The following is a 17,945-nucleotide window of genomic DNA, read 5'->3' as shown; positions in this document are numbered from 1 at the left end:
TGTGACCAAAAAACCGCAGTTACGGGACAAGACCAAGACGAAGGAACGGACGAATTTAGTCTGGCTTGTCGCATTTCGCCTAATTGGTTAACAACCTGAACGTGTATAAGTGAATTATCTTCAACCCGAAGCTGCAATCCAGACCATGGAACGGGACGACTAATATGACACTCACCCCACTACTCTCCCGACGTAAAGCCCTAATCACGCTTGCCTCGGCTGCCTCTGTCACTGCCTTCACACCTTTGCGCGCAAATTCGGCAACCGCAGCCGAAGCTGCACGAAAGGTCAACCTGTCCGGCCGGCAACGTATGTTGACCCAGCGCATGAGCCGTGCCGCCGTCTTCTCCCATCTCGACGTCGAGCAGACGCGGCACATGGAACTGCTGCGTGTCTCTCATACGGACTTCACCAAGGCGCTTGCCGGGTTGCGCAATGGCGACGCCGATCTTGGCCTGCCGTTGGAAGACGATGCGAAAGTGATTGAGGGCATCTCCTCTGTCGAGGAGCTCTGGACGCCGTTCGATGCCAAGGTTCGCGGGATGCTAGACCGCGATGCCGTGACGCCTGAGGACATCGCCTACGTTGCTGAAACGAACACCAAGCTGTTGTTCCTTTGCGACAACGTCGTCCAGCAGATCGTCGAAGTCTATGGCAACAAGGACGTCCACATCGGCCACGTCGTTTCGATCAACGTCGCCGGACGTCAGCGGATGCTGAGCCAGAAGATGGCCAAGGAGGCCGGGCTGATCGCTTTCGGCGAGCACAAGGAAGAGGTCGCTGCGACTTTGAACAAGACCGCGGATCTGTTTGATGTATCGCTTTCGGCACTGATCACCGGACTGCCGACAGTGACCCTGCCCGCGCCGCCGCCTGGCGTTATGATGAAACTCTACGAGGTCGAGGCGGTCTGGGCCGACTATCAGCCGATCATCCGCCGCGTCGCCAACATGCAGGAAGCCGCAGACTACGAACTGGCAGCGATCGCGGCGCAGGCCGATCCGCTGCTCAAGAAAATGAACGACGCAGTTACCGCCTACGAACAACTGGTGAGCTGATCCGGCATCAGGCGGTGGGACCTGAATGCTGCGATTGCAAACTTTCCGGTTATGTCGTATTTCGCCTTGCACACGAAATATCGTTGCGAGGCGAAAATGGCGGACCAACCCTGGCTTTTCCGGACCTATGCCGGTCATTCGACGGCTGAGGCATCAAACGCGCTTTACCGTGGCAACCTCGCGAAAGGTCAGACGGGGCTGAGCGTTGCCTTCGATCTGCCGACACAGACGGGCTATGACAGCGACCACGAACTGGCCCGTGGCGAGGTTGGCAAGGTTGGCGTCCCGATCTGTCATCTGGGCGATATGCGGATGCTGTTCGCGGACATCCCGCTCGATCAGATGAACACCTCTATGACAATCAACGCGACAGCACCCTGGCTGCTGGCGCTCTATATCGCGGTCGCCGAAGAGCAGGGGGCGGATGTCCGTGCCCTGCAAGGCACGGTGCAGAATGACATCATCAAGGAATATCTCAGCCGGGGAACATATATTTGCCCGCCCGAGCCGTCCCTTCGGATGATTACCGATGTGGCGGCCTATACGCGTCAGCATCTACCGAAATGGAACCCGATGAATATCTGCTCCTATCACCTGCAGGAGGCAGGCGCGACGCCGGAGCAGGAACTGGCCTTCGCTTTGGCGACGGCACAGGCGGTGCTGGATGATCTGAAGGGCAAGGTCGCGCCGGAGGACTTTCCGGCGATGGTTGGTCGCATCTCGTTCTTCGTGAATGCGGGCATCCGGTTCGTCACCGAGATGTGCAAGATGCGTGCCTTCGTGGAATTGTGGGACGAGATCTGTCAGGTCCGCTACGGCGTAGAGGATCCGAAGTATCGGCGCTTCCGCTACGGCGTGCAGGTCAATTCGCTGGGCCTGACCGAGCAGCAGCCGGAAAACAACGTATACCGCATTCTGATCGAAATGCTGGCGGTCACGCTGTCCAAGAAGTCTCGGGCCCGGGCCGTGCAGCTGCCTGCATGGAACGAGGCGCTTGGCCTGCCACGGCCTTGGGACCAGCAATGGTCGCTCAGGATGCAGCAAGTGCTGGCCTATGAGACCGACCTTCTGGAGTATGAGGATCTGTTTGACGGCAGCCCGGTCGTGGCCGCGAAGGTTGAAGAGCTCAAATCCGGTGCACGCGCGGAACTTGCCCAGATTGACGCTATGGGCGGCGCCGTGGGCGCGATTGAATACATGAAAGGGCGCCTCGTCGAATCGAACGCCGAACGGATCGGCGGGATCGAAAGCGGAGAGACGACAGTCGTCGGCGTGAACCGCTGGGAGGAGGGGGAGGACAGCCCGCTCACCGCCGGGGACGATGCCATCATGGTTGCGGATGCCGAGGCGGAGGCAGACCAGATCGCGCGACTTGCCACCTGGCGGGAGGCGCGAGATGGCAACGCGGTTCAGAAGGCCCTCGTCGCCCTGCGCGAAGCTGCGAAACGAGGGCTCAACATCATGGGCCCGTCCATCGAAGCCGCGAAAGCCGGTGCGACGACGGGCGAATGGGCGGACGTGATCCGGCAGGTCTTCGGCCAGTACCGCGCGCCAACCGGTGTCAGCCCGCTGCCATCAAATCGCACCGAAGGCCTTGACGACATCCGGGCCCGGGTCGATGCGGTCAGTAATACGCTTGGCCAGCGCATGACATTCCTCGTAGCAAAGCCGGGGCTCGATGGTCATTCCAACGGGGCCGAACAAATAGCAAGCCGCGCGCGTGATTGCGGAATGGCGATTATCTACGAAGGAATTCGCCTGACACCAGCAGAGATTTTAGAGACCGTGCGATCGGAAACACCCCACGTAATCGGGCTTTCCATTCTTTCTGGATCTCACATACCTTTGGTTGAAACACTAATGGAATTACTACGAAAAGCGGAGCTGGATCATATTCCTGTTGTCGTTGGTGGCATCGTTCCGGACGAAGATGCCGTACGGCTCAAATCGATCGGGGTTGCCAAAGTCTACACGCCAAAAGACTTTCGTCTTGGGGACATCATGAATGACCTGGTCGATCTGGCCTCTGCGGAAAGCATTGCGGCAGAGTAACCAAGTCGCGAACAAATCACGATCTCAGATTTCAGGATTTGATTTTCGATCGATTTTCTGTCTTTAGGACTTCATCTAGTCCGGAGAACAGAATGAAAATTGATCTGAGCAAGATGAAGCGCAAGGAGCTCGAGCAGCTGCGCGCCGACATCGACAAGGAACTTGAGCAGGCCGCTGCACGCGATTTGAAAGAAGCGCGGGACAAGGCTGCGAAGATTGCGGCCGAGCATGGCTTCACACTTGACGAACTCACTGGAAAGGCGTCGGGACGCAAAGGGCGCCAGACGAGCAAAGCCCCGGCGAAGTATCGCAACCCTAAAGACCCAACACAAACCTGGTCCGGCCGTGGTCGTCGCCCGAAATGGATCGTCGATGCAGAAGCCAAGGGGCAATCGCTCGACAAATTCTTGATCTGAGGCCATTCTCAGCAAGCGTTGCAGGCCCGGCTCCGCAGCCGGGCCTTTCTATTTTCTGGAGAAAGAAATGACCGTTCATATCGGAGCAAAGCCAGGCGAGATTGCCGAAATCGTCCTTATGCCAGGCGATCCAATGCGGGCGAAATGGGCGGCAGAGACTTTTTTGAAAGACGCCACCTGCGTGAATGAAGTGCGCGGGATGCTTGGCTTTACAGGTACATGGAACGGAAGTCGCGTGACGATCCAAGGGTCAGGAATGGGCATGCCAAGCCTGTCGATCTATGCCAATGAACTGATGCGAGACTACGGGGCAAAGACCCTTATCCGGATTGGGTCCGCCGGGGCGATGCAACAGGAGGTCGCGATCCGTGACCTTGTTATCGCGATGACAGCGTCGACGATTTCCACACCGTCGTGCGGCTTCTTTAAAGAACTGAATTATGCCCCATGCGCCGATTGGAAATTGCTTCACAGCGCCTGGGCCGCGGCCAAAAAGACGGATGCAAAGGTTCACGTCGGAGGCATCTATTCGTCGGATGTCTTCTATGATGAACGCCCGGACCTGAACGAACAAATGCAGCGGCACGGCGTGCTCGCCGTCGAAATGGAAGCGGCTGAGCTTTATACCGTCGCTGCCCGGTATGGCTGCCGTGCCCTGGCAGTTTTGACGATCAGCGATCACCTTTTGACGGGCGAGGCCTTACCATCGGATGAGCGCGAAAGATCCTTTGGCGAAATGGTTGAAATCGCATTGGCGGCGGCAACAGCCGAGCCCTAGGGCGGCGGGACCTTGCCTGCCTCCACCCGAAGTCTGGGCCATTATGCGCTAAGACTTTCTTCCCCGCTGGAACTCTTGGCAGGAAACAACGTTGTTGCGCTGCACTTCAAGACAAGAAGGACCACACCTTATGACCAAGACTTTCAAACTGATCGGCATCGCCGGAAGCATCGCCCTCCTTGCCGCCTGCGCCCGAAACGAGCCCGAGCCGGTCGTGATCGTCCAGCCCCAGCCGATCATTGCCAAGGATGGCACGGTGATCCAGCCAGAGCCTGTTGTGGTCCCTGCCGAAGACGACGGTCTTGCCTCCGGCCTGTAAGGCAGTTCGGCGTGGCATCCTGCGGGATGCCACGCTGGCCCTTTGAGCGCGACCGTAAGGCATATTCCTTAAGAACCTATGAAAGCGTCGAGTCGGGCCTCAAGACCTCAATCTTGAGCGGGTGACAGATCGCTTCATCGCTCGAATGGGTCGCACCGCAATCTCCGCCGGGACAGGCGGAAAGGGCGATAAGCAAGTCCATCTCGGCCAGGAACTCGATGAAGTCGCCTTGCCGAGCGGGGCTCGCCTTCATGAAGTATTTCCCTGAATCGCGCATGAAGCCCGTGCACATGAAGACGTTCAACACGTCATGGATGTGCGGTTCCACATCTTCGAATGAGAGATCCAGATGATCAGCCAACGCCCGGGTGAGGTTCGAGTGGCAGCAATGCTCATAACGCTCACCGCCCGACAGCAGCGCATGGGTGTAGGGATCGCAGCGGGTTCCGATGACGTCGTGGACGCCACCTCCAAATTCGTCGATCCCGTACCAGTCAAGCGTATCGTGGATGATCGTGGCCATCGGGCGGAGATGCGGCAAGGTCGACCAGAGCCGGTCGCCCGTTGAGACATGGGTTCCATGCAGCGCGCGGGTCTTTCCGGAAAAGAACCGCTCGGACAGGTCCGCAACGTTCCAGAGGTTGAGGTCGCCGACCTGCGATCCTTCCGGGCAGGAGATACGGAAGACGTGGCCTTTGGGAACTTCGATGCAGCGTCCTTCCCGGGGCGGAACGGTCACGTTCCCCACCATCTTCAGATCCTCGCGAAGACGGGCAAGCCGCGCCGGATCGGGGCGCGGCAGGCTGTCGTTGGGATAGACGATGACCGGCGGCACTGTACGCCGCCGGTCGGCATCTTCAGGCGGGTGCGGCATCCTCTGCATCCTTCGCTCGCGATGGGCGGCCACCGAAGAGGCGCTTTCCGCCTTCCGTCTTCGGCCCGTACCAATCCTCGTTCCGTGTCGCGAGCATCGTGCCCGCCAGAGCGGCGAAGGCAAGGGTCGCGCCAGAGATGAGCGCGTAATCCGTACTGCGCAAGATGAGGAAGAGAACGCCGTAGAGGGTCACCAGCGCCCCACCAAGCCAGATCGTTCGGCGGCCGAGCCTCAGTGCTGTCGCCCCGAAGAGGGTGATGAGACCGATGGTTAGCGCACTCGCCAAGAGATACGCAGCGCCGAACCCGATCTGTTCGGCATAGGCGACCATCAGGACGAGAAACAGCGACTGGGCCAGCCCGATCAGGATGTACTGGACCGGGTGGGCGGGCCGTTGGCTACCTTTCTCGATCAGAAGCACCGCCAGGAAGGTGAAGGCGATGAAGAGAAGGCCGTAGCGGGCGGCACGGAAGGCCTTCTGGTAGAGGTCGTTCGGTTCGTAGAAGCGGACGCCAAACGTCGTGCTTTGGGCCTGATCCTCGGCCGTCGCGCGCGAGATCTGCGGCAGGTTGCGGGCCAGATGCGGCACGATCCAGCTGGCGGTGAAGCCGTCGGTCGTCACCTCTCGTTCGGTCGGCAAGAAGGCCCCGCTGAAACTCGGATCGGGCCAGTCGCTTGTCATTTCAAGCGAGGTGCGGCGCCCGACCGGCGTGATCTCGAAGGAATGCGCACCGTTCAACCCCAAGCTGAGGGCGTAGCTGTCGATATCTCGCGGATCGCCGGTATCCGCCTGAATGCCAGCGCGGTTGCCGGACCCGCCGCGCGGCTCGAGCGATAGATCACGGCCCTCGGCCATCAGAGCCGTTTCTCCCCTCAGCCCGCGATTGCTGCCGAGGCCAATCTCGATCCTGGCCTCCTCCCAGAGGATCGTCTCCCCTTCGCCGAGGTGGTCATCGAGGTCGTCGAGGTCGAAGTCGAATCGCGCATCGATCTGCGCGAAATAGACCGGGACCTCGAAGATCCCCCGGCTGCGGACCGAGCTTTCGGTCACGGCGTCGAAATCGAAGGTGTCGGGCAGGATAAAGATTGGCGCTTTGCGGATGATCTCGGTCTGCTGAACTGCTTCGACCGTGACGCGCCGCGTGACCGGATCGACACGCTGTTGCTCTTCGACGACGGTGTGTGGCCCTTCGACCGGGATGACGAGCTGCGGGCCAAAGATCGTCTGCGACCCGCCCCATTCGGCGCCCAGCTCGCGCTCTGTCTGGCGGGAGTAGTCGGCGCGCTCGCCGATGAGTTCTCCGATCAGAAACATCGGCACCGACATCAGGATGACGAGCAGGCCGACGATGAAAAATCGCATTCCGGCGGATCTAAGCATAATGTCCCTCCATTGCTTTTGGAGGGCACGCTAGATGGGAGGCGCTGGACTGCTGAGGGCCGCTCGTGCAGCCCTCGTGCAGGCGTCAGACCATGCGTTCGACCATCATCTTCTTGATATTCGCGATCGCCTCTGCCGGGTTCAGCCCCTTCGGACAGGTCTTCGCGCAGTTCATGATCGTATGACAGCGGTAGAGCTTGAACGGATCCTCGAGGTCGTCCAGCCGCTCCGGCGTCGCCTCGTCCCGACTGTCGATGATCCAGCGATAGGCATGAAGCAGCGCGGCGGGGCCGAGGTAGCGGTCGCCGTTCCACCAGTAGCTCGGGCAGGCGGTGGAGCAGGACGCGCACATCACGCATTCATAAAGCCCGTCGAGCTTCTTGCGGTCTTCGATCGACTGCTTCCATTCTTTCTCGGGCCGGTTCGTCTTGGTCTCGAGCCACGGCATGATCGAGGCGTGCTGGGCGTAGAAGTGGGTCAGGTCCGGGATCAGGTCCTTGACCACCGGCATGTGAGGCAGCGGGTAGATCTTGATGTCCCCCTGCACCTCGTCCATCCCGTAGATACAGGCGAGCGTGTTGATCCCGCCGATATTCATCGCGCAGGAGCCACAGATCCCCTCGCGGCAGGACCGGCGGAAGGTCAGTGTCGGGTCGATCTTGTTCTTGATGTAGATGAGCGCGTCCAAAACCATCGGCCCGCAATCGTCGAGGTCGACGAAATAGGTATCGACCTGCGGATTCTTTCCGTCATCCGGGTTCCAGCGGTAGATGTGAAACGCGCGCAGATTGCTCGCACCGTCCGGCTTGGGCCAGGTTTTCCCGGTCCGGATGCGGGAGTTCTTGGGGAGTGTCAGCTGAACCATCGATCACCCTTTCCTCATCAGGATTTTCCTAGCCGAAGCCGTGATGAAGCACCAACCGAAAATGCGAGAGAAATCGACGCACTAGGCATCAGAACTGGGAGAGAAACTGATTAATCGACGCACTGGGGATCCTTAGAGAAGGCCGCGATTGTGAAGCCAATCTTTCCACAAGCTGCGCGGGAATGTCATCGCGAGCAAGCGTCGGTAGACCTGTCTCTGCACCGATTTCGCGGGCGCGGTTATCTATGCTGATCGCCAAGACACGATGCCCATGCTTCAATCCTCTGATGCAGCCGTGCAAACGCGTGCCGACGACGTCGGTACTGGTCGATTCCAAGTAAGCGTCGTAGGCGCCAAGTGATGCTGGCAGAACGGTGATGCCTGAGAGATCGGTGAGTTCCCGCAGATAATCGAGGTCTCGCGGCTGCTGGGGCCAGAATGTGAGCTTCTGGTAAGTGTCCTTGAGGATCGCGACCATTTCCGCATCGAGCGGATCGGACTTGTGCTTGGTCAACGTGAAGCAGACGGTGTCAGGTTTTTCGGCAGGTACAGACGGAGAGTAATCGGCATATCGCCAAAGCGTCGGGCAGGTCGTGTTGATCGCCTTCCTGCCCGACGCCGCAACGATTCTGCCACCCGAGCTGTCGCGGACGGCGTGAGCGTATCTGGACGACAGAACCTGGGCCAGGAGCTTGCGTTGCACCCGCAGCACCTTATCAAAATCCCGGTTTGCACCCACACCAAAGAGAACGACCTTGTTTTTCAGAACCGGCCGATCCTCTTCGCGAATTGTCCAGATGAAACGCCGCTTTGTCTGATCGTGAGGGGCAAGCGCATTGGTGCCGAGAAGAAACGCGATCTCTGCCTTTTCAACCAGTTGGCGCCCCCATGGGCCGAGGCCATCGTGGCCGGAAGACGTCGTGATATAAGCCTCTGGGAAGAGGGTCTTGATGTATGGCCGACACTCTTCAACGATGATCTCGTCACCCAGATTGTCGGACGCGATGGAGGTATCGATCAGATGGATATGTCGCATGACGCTTGTCCTGCCATGGACTTAGCCGGATGGACAGCGATTTAGATCACCGGTATCCGGTCGAGGCTTAGGTATGGACCCAAAAGATGTTTGCCCTCGCATCGCTTAGCTTCGACGCACCAAGCACGACCTTTATCCGGCTTCATGCCCGAAGACTGGCGCCGGGTAACACGGTTTTTGTAAGCACCGATCTTCCCGAGGACCCCCTGCCCGGCCCGGTTCTGGTGACGGGCGGGGCCGAGCCTGTCGCGCTGTCGGCGGATGGCAAGGACGTGGTGCTTGGAACGGCGCTTTCCCGGAAAATCTGGAACAAGAGAGAGCATCACATCGCACGGTTTCTGAAGCATTACTCCGTCAAGACTCTGATGGCCGAGTTCGGCCCCCGAGGCGTGGCGATGCGACGGCCAACGCAGATGGCAGGCGTGGATCTTTATGTTCATTTTCATGGGTCTGACGGCTCCCGCGCCTTGCGGGAGGAGAGATGGCAGAATCGCTATCCCAAGCTTTTCGAAGACGCGAAGGGCATCTTCGCGCCGTCGCGCTTTATTGCCGACAACCTTGTCGCTGCAGGCTGCCCCGCCGATAAGATCACCGTTACGCCGTGCGGCATCGAGCCAGAACACTTCCCCCTGTCAGAGCGGCAGCCGAAGCGGTGCCTTGCCGTGGGCCGGTTTGTCGAGAAGAAGGCCCCGGACATCACGGTTCGTGCCTTCCTAAAAGCGGCCGAGCATGACCCTGATGTTGTGCTGGACTTCGTTGGGGACGGGCCGCTTCTTGAGACATGCAAAGATATCGCCGGGGGGTCCGATCAGATCAGGTTTCATGGCAGCACAGGTCACGACCGTGTTCGCGCTCTTATGGGACAGGCGACCTATTTCCTGCAGCATTCTGTGACGGCAGAGGACGGGAATACAGAAGGATTACCCGTTGCGATCCTTGAGGCGATGTGTGCCGGTCATTGCGTGATCACAACCCGCCATAGCGGCATCCCCGAAGCGATCGAGGATGGTGTCCACGGTCTTCTGTGCGACGAACATGATGAGGCCGCAATGGCGGCCAATCTCAAAAAAGCTCTTTCGGATCAGAGTCTTGCGCTAGAGCTTGGCGACGCTGCCCGGGAACGGGTCCTTGCGCATTTCACCGCTGATCAGTCGATTGCCAAGCTACGCTCGGTCATGGGATTGGCCTAGAGAAAGACATCAAATCCATTCTGCGCGATGCACCGCACTGTCTCCGGACGCTGCGCGATGGCAACGATGGTTTCCGTCGTACGGGCGTCCGGACCTGTCAGCGCGGCCCGGGCGATCGTCAGGATCTCCGAGGAAGAGGCGTTGTCGATGATGCAGTCGGTGACCGGGGCGACGTCGAGGCCTGGAAAGCGGGTTGCGACAACGCCGCTGACAACGCTTTTGGCCGCCTCGCGGGCCAGCGTGTCGGCCGTGTCAGGCGTCGAGGTGCAGGCGACCAGAAGGAACGGTAGGGCGAGAAGAGACTGCTTCGACATTTGATCAGGTCTTTTTCTTGTTCTGGATCAAAGCGATACAGGTTCGCTTTCCGCCGGTCATGCCAAAAAGTGAAAACTGGCAGAACCGGCGGTTTTCGGCGTGGCGATCTTGCCAGAGGCTTTAGTAGACCCGCGCCTTTGGCTCGATCTTCTTGAGGTCGATGCCGCCTTCGTTGTGGCCCATCAAGGGGTTGAGGTGGACGGGCCGGTAGGTGAGGTCGACCCCGCCATTGACCCAGGCCAGGGTGTGCTTGCGCCATTCGTCGTCGTTGCGGTCTGGGAAATCCTCGTGGGCATGGGCGCCGCGGCTTTCCTTGCGGGCCTCGGCGGAGACGACGGTGGCGAGCGCGTTGGGCATGAGGTTGGTCAGCTCCAGCGTCTCCATCAGGTCGGAATTCCAGACGAGGGACCGGTCAGTGACGGACAGGTCGTCGACCTTGCCCGCGATTTCCGTCATGTTTTCAACGCCTTCCTTGAGCGTCTCCGACGTGCGGAAAACGGCGGCATCCTTCTGCATGGCCTTCTGCATCTCGAGCCGAAGGTCGGCCGTCGGGGTCTGGCCCTTGGCGTGGCGCAGGCCATCGAAGCGGGCGAAGGCCTTGTCGATGCTGGCCTGGTTCGGTTTCATCGGCGCGGCGGCGGCGTCGACCACCTCGCCCGCCTTGATGGCGGCGGCGCGGCCGAAAACCACGAGGTCGATCAAGGAGTTGGAGCCCAGGCGATTGGCGCCGTGGACGCTGGCACACCCCGCTTCGCCCACAGCCATCAGGCCAGGCGCGATCCGGTCGGGATCATCTTGTGTGGAGTTCAGTACCTCACCCCAATAATTGGTAGGGATACCGCCCATGTTGTAGTGAACCGTCGGCAAGACCGGGATCGGTTCTTTCGTCACATCTGCCCCGGCAAAGATCTTGGCCGATTCGGAGATGCCCGGCAGACGCTCTGCCAGCGTCTCGGGCGGGAGGTGCGAGAGGTTGAGGTGGATATGGTCCCCATCGGGGCCGACCCCCCTGCCCTCGCGAATTTCCAACGTCATGCAGCGCGACACGACATCGCGCGACGCGAGGTCTTTGTAGGTCGGTGCATAACGCTCCATAAAGCGTTCGTTCTCCGAATTGGTTAAGTAACCGCCCTCACCGCGCGCGCCTTCGGTGATCAGGCACCCGGCGCCATAGATGCCGGTGGGGTGGAATTGCACGAATTCCATGTCCTGAAGCGGCAGACCGGCACGGGCGACCATGCCGCCGCCATCGCCGGTGCAGGTATGGGCCGAGGTCGCCGAGAAGTAGGCGCGGCCATAGCCGCCGGTCGCCAGAACGGTCATCTTTGCGTTGAAGACGTGGAAGGTGCCATCCTCGAGCTTCCAGCAGAGGACGCCCTGGCAGATGCCATCATCGCTCATGATCAGGTCGATCGCGAAGTATTCGATATAGAATTCGGCGTTGTTTTTAAGGCTCTGGCCATAGAGCGTGTGCAGAATCGCGTGACCCGTGCGGTCGGCCGCGGCGCAGGTGCGCTGCACCGGGGGGCCTTCGCCGAACTCGGTCGTATGGCCGCCGAAGGGGCGTTGATAGATCTTGCCGTCCTCGGTGCGCGAGAAGGGCACGCCGTAATGCTCCAGCTCGTAGACGGCCTTGGGTGCTTCTCGGGCGAGGTATTCCATCGCGTCGGTATCGCCCAGCCAGTCGGAGCCCTTGACGGTGTCGTACATGTGCCATTGCCAGTGGTCGGGGCCCATGTTGCCGAGGGAGGCCGCGATGCCGCCCTGGGCCGCAACGGTGTGGGACCGGGTCGGGAAGACCTTGGTCACGCAGGCGGTCCTGAGGCCCTGTTCGGCCATGCCGAGGGTCGCGCGGAGGCCGGCGCCCCCGGCACCCACTACCACGACGTCATAATCATGCGTCTCGTAGTCGTAAGCGGCCATAATCGTTATCCTTTCCTAGATCGCGATGCGGGCCACGGCAAAGATGCCGGCCGCGGCAAGCGCGATGCTGATACAGCTCATCACAACGATGAGGAGCTTGCGGGTGAAGCCTGCGGTATAGTCCTCGATCAGGACCTGAACGCCGCCCTTGAAGTGGTAGAGGCCGACGCCGAAGGTGAGCGCGGCGATGAGGGCGGGCAGCGGCTGGCTGTAATAGGCGATGACCTCTTCGTAAGGTTTTCCAAGGGCATAGCCGAAGGTGAAGAGGAAGAGCGGCATCAGGATCAGAAGCGCGGCCGATGAGACCATCATCGACCAGTGATGGTCCGTCCCCGTCTTGGCGGAGCCGAGGCCGATGGCGCGTTTGCGGTCGGTCATGAAGGACATGTCAGGCTCCTTAGACGACGATGGCGGTGAAGATGGTGAGCAGGACCGAGCCGATGATCATCACATAGCCCATGGTGTAGGACGTCTCGAGGTCGAGGCCATAGCCGCTGTCCCAGATCAGGTGCCGCAGACCGCCCAGGAGGTGGTACCAGAGCGCCCAGACCGACAGGAACAGGACCAGATCGCCGAACCAGGAGCGGACGAAAGCGTCAGCGGTTTCAAAGGCTTCCGGGCCGGTCGCCGCGGCGAGAAACCACCAGACGATCATCAGCGCGGCGACGATCAGGGCGTTGCCGGTCAGGCGCACGAAGATCGAGGTCATCGAGGTCATCTGCGGCTTGTAGATCGTCAGGTGCGGAGAGAGCGGGCGGTTGCCCCGGTTCACGTCGGCCATGGATCATCCCTTCGCTGCGCGCGGCAGGTAGGCTCCGCGCTGGCTGCCCTTACCTGGAACAATTCCAGCCAGTTGTCACGGGGGGCATGGCGTCGCGGCGGGAGAATCCGGCGCTTGTGATCACGTTCGTTAACGGAGCGGTCGGCGGGGGTTTGGCCCGGCAACGGGGAAACCGCGCGAATCGGCTGGATTTCCTTGGTTAATAGGCGTTTCGCCCTGTCGGCGATCGGTCGGCATTCCGTCGGACTTCTGTCGGACATCGGGGGTGGAAATGCCATCGTTAACCGGGCGGGCGGAGGTTTCGGCGCGCAACGGGCGGAAACACTGGTCGCCCCGGATAGCGGATCGTTGATTTTCGCCGACATCGTGCCGGCCGGGAACTGCGGCCTTTCGCCATCTGTTTGCGGTCAACCAAGATGGAGAGGTGGCATGGCGAAAGATCGGGTAGCGGTGGTGGCAGGCGGCAGCGCGGGGGTCGGGCGGGCCGTCGTTTCGGCACTGCTGGACAAGGGCTACAAGGTGGCCGTTTGCGCCCGCGGGGAAGAGCGGCTGGCGGCCATGCGCGAGGAGATCGGCGCGGAGCGGTTGCTGGCGACGTCGGTCGATGTGGCGGATGCGGCCGCGATGGAGGGGTTTGCCAAGGAGGTCGTGGAGACCTTGGGCGTGCCGTCGGTCTGGGTGAATTCGGCCATGCTGACGGCCTTTTCACCCTTCCGCGAGATGCCGCCGGAGGAGTTCGAGCAGATCGTGGCCGCGACCTTCATGGGTCAGGTCAACGGCACCCGCGCGGCCTTGCGCGTGATGGAGCGGGGACGGATCGTCAACATCGGCTCGGGCCTCGCCTATCGCCCGGTGCCGTTCCAGTCGGCCTATTGCGCGGCGAAGCATGCGATCAACGGGTTCACCGGGTCGATCGCGTCGGAGCTGATGCGGGAGAAAAGCGGCGTGTCGCTGGCACTGGTGCAGCTGCCCGCGGTGAACACCCCGCAATTCACCTGGGCACGGAACCGGATGAAGAAAAAGCCGCAGCCCGCACCGCCGATCTACACGCCTGAGCTGGCGGCGAAGGCGGTGATGAAAGCGGCGGAAGGCGACGCGCGGGAGATCTTCGTCGGCAAATCGGTGATGCAGCTGGTTTTCGGGACGATGGTGCTGCCCGCGTGGCTCGACAAGAAGCTGGCCGAGGACGGCGTGGAGACGCAGAAATCGGACGAGGCGGAGCCCGGGGACCGCGAGGACAACCTCGAGACCCCGGCGGAGCATCCAGCGACCGCCGATGGACGGTTCGGGGACCGCGCATCGAGCGACGGATGGATCGTCGATGCCGATCTGGCACGGAAGGTCGTGTTCTTCGGGGTGCCTGCGCTGGCGTTTCTGCTTGGGTTGGTGATCGGGTGAGGAGCGTTATCCCCGGCTTGACCGGGGATCTCGTTGAGCTGGGGAGATCTTCGGATCAAGTCCGAGGATGACAAGATTGGAGAGGTCAGGTAGCGCCGGGCGGGGTGGTGATAGCGGCGAGGCGCGCATCGGTAGCGCGCCTCTAAAGAAAGCCTTAGCGCGCCAGCGGCAGGCCTTCCTTGTCGCCCATCGAGCCGATGATGAGGCGGACGAAGTCGATCAGGGTCCAGATGCCGAGACCGCCGAGGGTCACGAGCATCAGGAGGCCGGTGCCGATCTTGCCGAGGTAGAAGCGGTGGACACCGAAACTGCCAAGGAAGAAGCAGAGAAGGACTGCGGGCACGAATTTCTTTTCGGAAACGGCGCCCATATCGGTCGTTGCTGTCATGGTTATGTCCCTTTGATTACTGGGGTTTCAATCAGGAAAGCCGGATCGGCCGGCCTTGGCCGTCGCGCCACTTCTCCACGATGAGGAGGTAGAAGATCACCATGGAATGGAGGATGTCGACCAGCAGGAACAGCAGCCCCATGGGGCTTCCCAAGCCGTAAAGCAGGTAGAGGCCTAGGATAAGCAGGCCCAGATCCACCGCACCATGCAGGTAATCTTCGAGATAGAAATGATGAATACCGACGACGCCGAAGATCCCACACAGGATGATCGCTGTGCCGTAGGATTTTGGCGATCTTTCTTCGTTGTCGAATGCCGTCATTTCAAAAACCGTCGTCTTTCCCTTGGCCGCCCGCGTATCGCTGGCACGGCCGGGCGCAACCTTCTGGGACTTTGCGGCATAAATCAGATTAAAACGTGGCGCGCCGGACACGGGTGACTTTTTTGCATCTGTGGAGGGAACCCGCTGTCTAGGCAGGCATGAGCGCCCAGTAATCAAGGTCGAGCAGGACGTCCGCGAGGTACTTGCCGTCGTCCCCGCGCAGGGCACCCGGCGCCCCCTTGGTCGCGACGAGGCGGAGGCGGAGGGCGGTGAGGCCGGGGGCGAGATCGGCCTTGTCCAGGACCTCGGACCAGGCGCGGACAGTGTCGCCCGCGAAGCAAGGATTGGCGTGGGCGCCGGCATTGATGGCGAGGATCATCTGCGCGTTGGCGAGGCCATTGAAGGAGAGCGCACGCGCCAGGCTGATGACGTGGCCGCCATAGATCAGGCGCTTGCCGTCCTCTCGGTTCGTGGCGTCGAAATGGACCTTGGCGGTGTTCTGCCAGAGGCGGGTGGCCATCATGTGTTCGGCCTCTTCAACCGTGACGCCGTCGACATGGTCGATGATTTCGCCGATCTGGTAGTCGGCGGCGCGGTGGGGCTCTCCGGCGAGGGCGGTGTCGTAGCGGTCGAAGGTGAGGCCGTCGGGGAGGGTCAGGGCATTGGGGGCCACGTGGTCGGCGAGGTCGGGGATGGTGGTTTCGGGGGCGGGAGCGTCGGGGTCGGATTTGCGGACCATGACCCAGCGCACGTAGTTGAGGACGGGGGTGTCGGCCTCGTCCAGCCCCGTCGTGCGGACCCAGACGACGCCGGACTTGCCGTTGGAATTCTGCTTCAGCCCGATCACCTCGGAGACGGAGCGGAGGGTGGTCCCGGGATAGACGGGCCTGAGGAACCGCCCTTCGGCATAGCCGAGATTGGCGACGGCGTTGAGGGAGATGTCGGGGACGGTTTTGCCGAAGACGGTGTGGAAGACGATCAGGTCGTCGAGCGGGCTTTGCGGCAGGCCGCAGCGCTGCGCGAACGCATCCGAGGAATGGAGCGCGTGGCGGGCCGGGTAGAGCGCGTGGTAGAGCGCGCGTTCCCCGCCCGAGAGGGTGCGGGGGACGGCGTGGGTTATGGTCTCTCCCAGGCGGTAATCCTCGAAGAAGCGGCCGGGATTGGTTTTGGTCATTGGTCGCCGAGTTTCATGTCGGGGGAATAGGCGGCGGTGACGTGCTTGGTCACCGCCTGGCCGCAGCGCATGACGCCGTTGGCCTGATCGAAGGCGTAGGTCGGGTTGCCGTGGAGCTGCCAGCCCTTGTCGAGGGCCTGGGTGACCTTGTGGCAGAACTCGGACGTGTCGTCGTGGGTGAGGAAGCGGTAGAGCGTGGGCATGTCAGCCTCCGAACGGCCAGGGGCCGAGCCAGCCGTGGAGCAGGGCAACCACGGCGAAGACGACCAGAGCGGCGATGGGGGTGGTGATTTCCTTGCGGATTGGGGCGATCGGCGGACGCTCCCACGCGGTCTCGCGGTTGAGGACCACGATTTCGGCTGTGGCCCAGAGTAGGAGGCCGCCGAAAAGGATCAGCGAGGGGAGGTCGCCGTTTACCAGCAGGTGGGCGGCGGTGAAGATGATGAACCCGGTGAGCTGCGGGTGGCGGATGGTGCGGGTGACGCGGGATTTCGCGCCGGAGGCGGCGAAGAGGTAGAAGGCGATCAGCATCAGCAGGTTATTGAGGTGGACCGCCCAGGACGGCAGCTGCCAGAGGAAGATCGGGTCGGCCCAGCGGTAGCCGAAGATCATCGCGAGGATGGCGAGCGCGAGGGCCGCGGTGACGGCGCCTTTGCCGGCCTCGCCCATTGCAGCACGGCGGTCGGGCGCATAGCGCTTGAAGAAATGGGCGGCAGCCCAAAGGGCGACGCCGACGATCAGCAGTAAGTATCCCATCAGGCGGCCCGGGCGATCGCGTCGGCCTTGGCGAGCGTGGCCTTGGCGGTTTCGACATGCAGGTTCTCGACGATCTGGCCATCGACGACGGCGATGCCTTCGCCCTTGGCGGTCGCCTCCTCGTAGGCTTCGATCTGGCGGCGGGCGAGGTCGATTTCGTCGTCGGTGGGGGCGAAGACCTCGTTGGCGATGGCGATCTGGTCGGGATGGATCAGGGACTTGCCGTCGAAGCCCATGGCACGCCCCTCTTCGCATTCGGCGCGCAGGCCGCCCGTATCCTTGAAGGCATTGTAGACCCCGTCGATGGCCACGACCCCGGCGGCGCGGGCCGAGATCAGGCTGGCCTGGAGCGCGGTGGTCAGCGCGGCGCGGCCGGTGGCGTGGAGATCCTTGGCGAGGTCGTTGGTGCCCATGACGAAGCCCGCCATGCGGCGGGAGCGCGCGATGGCGGGCGCGTGGAGGACGCCGATCGGCGTTTCGATCATCGCCCAGATCCGCGTGTCGTCATAGCCGGGAAGCGCATCCATCTTTCTGGCCAGTGTCTCGATATCGTTGGCGCTGCCGACCTTGGGCAGGAGGATCCCGTCGGGGTTCTCATTTGCGATCTCGGACAGGTCGTCGGCGCCCCAGGGCGTGTCGAGCGCATTGATCCGCACGATGCGGGCCCGGTCGCCATAGCCGCCCTCTTCCAGCGCGGCGCGGAGGGTGCCGCGGGCCGCCTCTTTCTCGGCCGGGGCGACGGCATCTTCCAGGTCGAAGAGTATCGCGTCGACAGGCAGCGTGCGGGCCTTTTCAAGCGCACGGGCCTTGGCACCGGGAATGTAGAGGGCGGAACGGTAGGGGCGGGCTGGCATGGGGACCTCGCAATATTGTTGCGCCGCATTGACATGAAGGGACGGGATCTTTCAAGACACTTGTC

The 17,945-nt window shown here is 61.6% G+C and carries 21 protein-coding genes; 7 read left to right on the top strand and 14 right to left on the bottom strand.

Annotation, left to right across the window (positions count from 1 at the left end):
- Positions 1 to 164 precede the first annotated feature (164 nt).
- From AADZ90_RS05450 to AADZ90_RS05430, 5 genes are all read left to right on the top strand, one after another.
- Positions 165 to 1,058, top strand: coding sequence for a type IV pili methyl-accepting chemotaxis transducer N-terminal domain-containing protein (locus AADZ90_RS05450; RefSeq protein WP_367308762.1), 894 nt, complete (start codon positions 165 to 167; stop codon positions 1,056 to 1,058).
- 96 nt (positions 1,059 to 1,154) lie between these two features.
- Positions 1,155 to 3,110, top strand: coding sequence for a methylmalonyl-CoA mutase family protein (locus AADZ90_RS05445; protein ID WP_367308763.1), 1,956 nt, complete (start codon positions 1,155 to 1,157; stop codon positions 3,108 to 3,110).
- A gap of 92 nt (positions 3,111 to 3,202) precedes the next feature.
- Positions 3,203 to 3,526: an H-NS histone family protein gene (locus AADZ90_RS05440; protein WP_367308764.1), complete on the top strand. Its 324-nt coding sequence runs from the start codon at positions 3,203 to 3,205 to the stop codon at positions 3,524 to 3,526.
- A gap of 67 nt (positions 3,527 to 3,593) precedes the next feature.
- A complete protein-coding gene (deoD, locus tag AADZ90_RS05435; protein WP_367308765.1) occupies positions 3,594 to 4,304 on the top strand; it encodes a purine-nucleoside phosphorylase in 711 nt (236 codons plus the stop codon).
- Between the two features lie 130 nt (positions 4,305 to 4,434).
- The gene (locus tag AADZ90_RS05430; protein WP_367308766.1) at positions 4,435 to 4,623 is read left to right on the top strand and encodes a hypothetical protein; all 189 of its coding nucleotides are present in this window, start codon (positions 4,435 to 4,437) and stop codon (positions 4,621 to 4,623) included.
- 76 nt (positions 4,624 to 4,699) lie between these two features.
- On the opposite strand, the gene AADZ90_RS05425 is transcribed toward AADZ90_RS05430, so the two are convergent.
- The 4 genes from AADZ90_RS05425 to AADZ90_RS05410 all read right to left on the bottom strand — a co-directional run bounded on the left by AADZ90_RS05425 (position 4,700) and on the right by AADZ90_RS05410 (position 8,779).
- Positions 4,700 to 5,497: an urea carboxylase-associated family protein gene (locus AADZ90_RS05425; protein ID WP_367308767.1), complete on the bottom strand. Its 798-nt coding sequence runs from the start codon at positions 5,495 to 5,497 to the stop codon at positions 4,700 to 4,702.
- Positions 5,481 to 6,878: a cell envelope integrity protein CreD gene (creD, locus tag AADZ90_RS05420; protein WP_411996949.1), complete on the bottom strand. Its 1,398-nt coding sequence runs from the start codon at positions 6,876 to 6,878 to the stop codon at positions 5,481 to 5,483. Before creD ends, AADZ90_RS05425 begins: the two co-directional genes overlap by 17 nt.
- 85 nt (positions 6,879 to 6,963) lie before the next feature.
- A complete protein-coding gene (locus AADZ90_RS05415) occupies positions 6,964 to 7,743 on the bottom strand; it encodes a succinate dehydrogenase iron-sulfur subunit (protein ID WP_367308769.1) in 780 nt (259 codons plus the stop codon).
- A gap of 88 nt (positions 7,744 to 7,831) precedes the next feature.
- Entirely contained in the window at positions 7,832 to 8,779 is a 948-nt protein-coding gene (locus tag AADZ90_RS05410) for a polysaccharide pyruvyl transferase family protein (protein WP_367308770.1), read from the bottom strand.
- 86 nt (positions 8,780 to 8,865) lie between these two features.
- Between AADZ90_RS05410 and AADZ90_RS05405 the strand changes: the two genes are divergently transcribed.
- The gene (locus AADZ90_RS05405) at positions 8,866 to 9,969 is read left to right on the top strand and encodes a glycosyltransferase (protein WP_367308771.1); all 1,104 of its coding nucleotides are present in this window, start codon (positions 8,866 to 8,868) and stop codon (positions 9,967 to 9,969) included.
- On the opposite strand, the gene AADZ90_RS05400 is transcribed toward AADZ90_RS05405, so the two are convergent.
- The 4 genes from AADZ90_RS05400 to sdhC all read right to left on the bottom strand — a co-directional run bounded on the left by AADZ90_RS05400 (position 9,966) and on the right by sdhC (position 12,988).
- On the bottom strand, positions 9,966 to 10,283 hold the full coding sequence (locus tag AADZ90_RS05400; RefSeq protein WP_367308772.1) for a succinate dehydrogenase: 318 nt from the start codon (positions 10,281 to 10,283) through the stop codon (positions 9,966 to 9,968). The two genes, AADZ90_RS05405 and AADZ90_RS05400, sit on opposite strands and share 4 nt — an antisense overlap.
- A gap of 121 nt (positions 10,284 to 10,404) precedes the next feature.
- On the bottom strand, positions 10,405 to 12,207 hold the full coding sequence (gene sdhA / locus AADZ90_RS05395) for a succinate dehydrogenase flavoprotein subunit (protein WP_367308773.1): 1,803 nt from the start codon (positions 12,205 to 12,207) through the stop codon (positions 10,405 to 10,407).
- A gap of 15 nt (positions 12,208 to 12,222) precedes the next feature.
- Positions 12,223 to 12,594: a succinate dehydrogenase, hydrophobic membrane anchor protein gene (gene sdhD / locus AADZ90_RS05390; RefSeq protein WP_367308774.1), complete on the bottom strand. Its 372-nt coding sequence runs from the start codon at positions 12,592 to 12,594 to the stop codon at positions 12,223 to 12,225.
- A gap of 10 nt (positions 12,595 to 12,604) precedes the next feature.
- Positions 12,605 to 12,988, bottom strand: coding sequence for a succinate dehydrogenase, cytochrome b556 subunit (gene sdhC, locus AADZ90_RS05385; protein WP_367308775.1), 384 nt, complete (start codon positions 12,986 to 12,988; stop codon positions 12,605 to 12,607).
- Positions 12,989 to 13,417: 429 nt separating this feature from the next.
- On the opposite strand from sdhC, the gene AADZ90_RS05380 reads away from it, so the two are divergent.
- Positions 13,418 to 14,386, top strand: coding sequence for an SDR family oxidoreductase (locus AADZ90_RS05380; protein ID WP_367308776.1), 969 nt, complete (start codon positions 13,418 to 13,420; stop codon positions 14,384 to 14,386).
- Positions 14,387 to 14,540: 154 nt separating this feature from the next.
- Here AADZ90_RS05380 and AADZ90_RS05375 read toward each other — a convergent pair whose 3' ends face one another.
- The 6 genes from AADZ90_RS05375 to AADZ90_RS05350 are packed head-to-tail and all read right to left on the bottom strand — an operon-like array spanning position 14,541 to position 17,880.
- Complete coding sequence (locus AADZ90_RS05375; RefSeq protein WP_367308777.1) at positions 14,541 to 14,774, bottom strand: TM2 domain-containing protein; 234 nt, start codon at positions 14,772 to 14,774, stop codon at positions 14,541 to 14,543.
- Between the two features lie 31 nt (positions 14,775 to 14,805).
- Positions 14,806 to 15,207 (bottom strand): TM2 domain-containing protein, encoded by a 402-nt coding sequence (locus tag AADZ90_RS05370; protein ID WP_367308778.1) that lies wholly within the window; start codon positions 15,205 to 15,207, stop codon positions 14,806 to 14,808.
- Positions 15,208 to 15,244: 37 nt separating this feature from the next.
- A complete protein-coding gene (locus AADZ90_RS05365; RefSeq protein ID WP_367308779.1) occupies positions 15,245 to 16,270 on the bottom strand; it encodes a MaoC family dehydratase in 1,026 nt (341 codons plus the stop codon).
- Entirely contained in the window at positions 16,267 to 16,473 is a 207-nt protein-coding gene (locus tag AADZ90_RS05360; RefSeq protein WP_367308780.1) for a DUF1737 domain-containing protein, read from the bottom strand. Before AADZ90_RS05360 ends, AADZ90_RS05365 begins: the two co-directional genes overlap by 4 nt.
- A gap of 1 nt (position 16,474) precedes the next feature.
- Positions 16,475 to 17,026 (bottom strand): NnrU family protein, encoded by a 552-nt coding sequence (locus tag AADZ90_RS05355; RefSeq protein ID WP_367308781.1) that lies wholly within the window; start codon positions 17,024 to 17,026, stop codon positions 16,475 to 16,477.
- On the bottom strand, positions 17,026 to 17,880 hold the full coding sequence (locus AADZ90_RS05350; protein WP_367308782.1) for an HpcH/HpaI aldolase/citrate lyase family protein: 855 nt from the start codon (positions 17,878 to 17,880) through the stop codon (positions 17,026 to 17,028). Before AADZ90_RS05350 ends, AADZ90_RS05355 begins: the two co-directional genes overlap by 1 nt.
- Between the last annotated feature and the right edge of the window lie 65 nt (positions 17,881 to 17,945).

The sequence above is a fragment of the Aestuariibius violaceus genome (genome assembly GCF_040779325.2).
GTDB classification, from domain to species: Bacteria; Pseudomonadota; Alphaproteobacteria; order Rhodobacterales; family Rhodobacteraceae; genus Aestuariibius; species Aestuariibius violaceus.
Note: the sequence above shows the minus strand (reverse complement) of the source record. Positions and strands in the feature narration are given on the sequence as shown.

Excerpts from the sequence above, each read along its gene's own strand:
- AADZ90_RS05450 (WP_367308762.1), top strand. The coding sequence starts at position 165 with ATGACACTCACCCCACTACTCTCCCGACGTAAAGCCCTAATCACGCTT.
- AADZ90_RS05445 (WP_367308763.1), top strand. The coding sequence starts at position 1,155 with ATGGCGGACCAACCCTGGCTTTTCCGGACCTATGCCGGTCATTCGACG.
- AADZ90_RS05440 (WP_367308764.1), top strand. The coding sequence starts at position 3,203 with ATGAAAATTGATCTGAGCAAGATGAAGCGCAAGGAGCTCGAGCAGCTG.
- deoD (WP_367308765.1), top strand. The coding sequence starts at position 3,594 with ATGACCGTTCATATCGGAGCAAAGCCAGGCGAGATTGCCGAAATCGTC.
- AADZ90_RS05430 (WP_367308766.1), top strand. The coding sequence starts at position 4,435 with ATGACCAAGACTTTCAAACTGATCGGCATCGCCGGAAGCATCGCCCTC.
- AADZ90_RS05425 (WP_367308767.1), bottom strand. The coding sequence starts at position 5,497 with ATGCCGCACCCGCCTGAAGATGCCGACCGGCGGCGTACAGTGCCGCCG.
- creD (WP_411996949.1), bottom strand. The coding sequence starts at position 6,878 with ATGCTTAGATCCGCCGGAATGCGATTTTTCATCGTCGGCCTGCTCGTC.
- AADZ90_RS05415 (WP_367308769.1), bottom strand. The coding sequence starts at position 7,743 with ATGGTTCAGCTGACACTCCCCAAGAACTCCCGCATCCGGACCGGGAAA.
- AADZ90_RS05410 (WP_367308770.1), bottom strand. The coding sequence starts at position 8,779 with ATGCGACATATCCATCTGATCGATACCTCCATCGCGTCCGACAATCTG.
- AADZ90_RS05405 (WP_367308771.1), top strand. The coding sequence starts at position 8,866 with ATGTTTGCCCTCGCATCGCTTAGCTTCGACGCACCAAGCACGACCTTT.
- AADZ90_RS05400 (WP_367308772.1), bottom strand. The coding sequence starts at position 10,283 with ATGTCGAAGCAGTCTCTTCTCGCCCTACCGTTCCTTCTGGTCGCCTGC.
- sdhA (WP_367308773.1), bottom strand. The coding sequence starts at position 12,207 with ATGGCCGCTTACGACTACGAGACGCATGATTATGACGTCGTGGTAGTG.
- sdhD (WP_367308774.1), bottom strand. The coding sequence starts at position 12,594 with ATGTCCTTCATGACCGACCGCAAACGCGCCATCGGCCTCGGCTCCGCC.
- sdhC (WP_367308775.1), bottom strand. The coding sequence starts at position 12,988 with ATGGCCGACGTGAACCGGGGCAACCGCCCGCTCTCTCCGCACCTGACG.
- AADZ90_RS05380 (WP_367308776.1), top strand. The coding sequence starts at position 13,418 with ATGGCGAAAGATCGGGTAGCGGTGGTGGCAGGCGGCAGCGCGGGGGTC.
- AADZ90_RS05375 (WP_367308777.1), bottom strand. The coding sequence starts at position 14,774 with ATGACAGCAACGACCGATATGGGCGCCGTTTCCGAAAAGAAATTCGTG.
- AADZ90_RS05365 (WP_367308779.1), bottom strand. The coding sequence starts at position 16,270 with ATGACCAAAACCAATCCCGGCCGCTTCTTCGAGGATTACCGCCTGGGA.
- AADZ90_RS05360 (WP_367308780.1), bottom strand. The coding sequence starts at position 16,473 with ATGCCCACGCTCTACCGCTTCCTCACCCACGACGACACGTCCGAGTTC.
- AADZ90_RS05355 (WP_367308781.1), bottom strand. The coding sequence starts at position 17,026 with ATGGGATACTTACTGCTGATCGTCGGCGTCGCCCTTTGGGCTGCCGCC.
- AADZ90_RS05350 (WP_367308782.1), bottom strand. The coding sequence starts at position 17,880 with ATGCCAGCCCGCCCCTACCGTTCCGCCCTCTACATTCCCGGTGCCAAG.